This is a genomic window from Corallococcus interemptor, assembly GCF_003668875.1.
GTDB lineage: Bacteria > Myxococcota > Myxococcia > Myxococcales > Myxococcaceae > Corallococcus > Corallococcus interemptor.
Genome location: NZ_RAWM01000255.1, coordinates 1 through 1676 on the forward strand (window position 1 = coordinate 1; position 1676 = coordinate 1676).

Sequence of the window (1676 nt, forward strand, 5' to 3'; positions counted from 1 at the left end):
CAGCGACGAGGAGCTGACGCCGGAGACCCTGACGCGCACGCTGATCCGCAACGAGGCGCGCTTCCTCTTCCAGAGCCTGCTGACGGGGGATGTGCGCAGCGCGTCCGCGGAGCTGACCTATCCGTTCCAGCTGGAGGACAAGCGCTTCAACACGCCGGAGGAGCTGGTGCAGGCGTGGGTGAAGCAGCTGCGCGCGCGGCGCACGGACCTGGTCACGCTCTACGACATCGAAGTGCTGCCCATGGCGGAGATGGAGAAGAAGTACGGCAAGCCGCCCGCGCGCCTGGGGCTGGATCCGCGCGCGCTCAAGGACACGTGGGCCGCGGTGGGAAACCTCTCCGGCCACGCGGCCATCTTCCTCTTCCGCGGCAACCCCACGAACCTGAGCTGGCACGCCTTCGCGTACACGGACTGAAGAAGGTACGGGGCGCCGGGCGCTTCAGCCCAGCGCCGCCACGAAGTCCCGCAGGCGCGTCAGGCCCTTCTGCAGCACCTCGCGCGAGGTGACGAAGCTCATGCGGATGTAGCCCGGCGCGCCGAACGGATCCCCCGGCACCGCCGCCACCAGGAAGTCGTTGAGCAGCGTCTCGGAGAGCTGGAGCGAGTCCGTCAGCGGCTTGCCCTTGTACGTCCTGCCCAGCAGGGCGCGCACGTCCGCCATCGCGTAGAAGGCGCCTTCCGGCAGCCGGCAGCGGATGCCCGGGATGGCGTTGAGCCCCGCGACGAACAAATCCCGGCGCTCGCGGTACTCGTTCACCATCGCGGTGATGGTGTCCGTGGGGCCGTTGAGCGCGGCCAGCGCGGCCTTCTGCGTGATGGAGGACGCGTTGGACGTGGACTGGTCCTGCACCAGCTGCATGCCGGAGATGAGCGCCTTGGGCCCGGCCGCGTAGCCCAGCCGCCAGCCCGTCATCGCGTGGGACTTGGACAGGCCGTTGGACACCAGCAGCCTCGGCACCAGGTCCGGCGCCACGTTGCCGATGTTGAGGAACGGCTGCCCCGTGTAGAGGAGCTTCTCGTACATGTCGTCCGTGACGAGGATGCAGTCGTGCCCGCGCACCGCGTCCGCGATGCCCTCCAGCGTGGCGCGCGAGTACACCGCGCCCGTGGGGTTGGCCGGGCTGTTGAGCACGATGGCGCGCGTGCGCGGGGTGAGCGCCCTCTTGATGGCGGCGGGGTCCGGCGCGTAGCCGTCCTCCTCGCGCGTGGGGACGATGACCGGCGTGCCGCCCGCCAGGTGCACCATGTCCGGGTAGCTCACCCAGTACGGCGCGAAGACAATCACCTCGTCGCCTTCGTCCAGCAGCGCCTGGAAGCAGTTGTAGAGCGACTGCTTGCCGCCCGCCGTCACCACCACCTGGTCCGGCGCGTACTTCAGGCCGTTGTCCTTCTCCAGCTTGCGGCAGACGGCCTCGCGCAGCTCCGGCATGCCCGCGGTGGCGGTGTACTTGGTGAAGCCCGTGCGCAGCGCTTCGATGGCCGCCTGCTTCACGAACTCCGGCGTGTCGAAGTCCGGCTCACCGGCGGCGAGCACCACCACGTCCTTCCCGCTCGCCGCGAGCGCCTTCGCGCGGGCGTTGAGGGCCAGGGTGGCGGAGGGCTTGATGGCATTCAGCCGGCGGGCGAGTTTCATGCACCCTGCCTAGCGCGGAACGTCCGAACCGGACAAGCACCAA

Annotated in this window: 2 protein-coding genes; one reads left to right on the forward strand and one right to left on the reverse strand. The window is 69.5% G+C overall.

Annotation, left to right across the window (positions count from 1 at the left end):
* Positions 1-415 (forward strand): hypothetical protein (locus D7X96_RS38920; RefSeq protein ID WP_121771989.1); only part of this gene is annotated, 415 nt, incomplete at its 5' end.
* Positions 416-439: 24 nt separating this feature from the next.
* Here the strand turns inward: D7X96_RS38920 and D7X96_RS38925 are convergent.
* Positions 440-1633 (reverse strand): pyridoxal phosphate-dependent aminotransferase, encoded by a 1194-nt coding sequence (locus tag D7X96_RS38925; RefSeq protein WP_121771990.1) that lies wholly within the window; start codon positions 1631-1633, stop codon positions 440-442.
* Between the last annotated feature and the right edge of the window lie 43 nt (positions 1634-1676).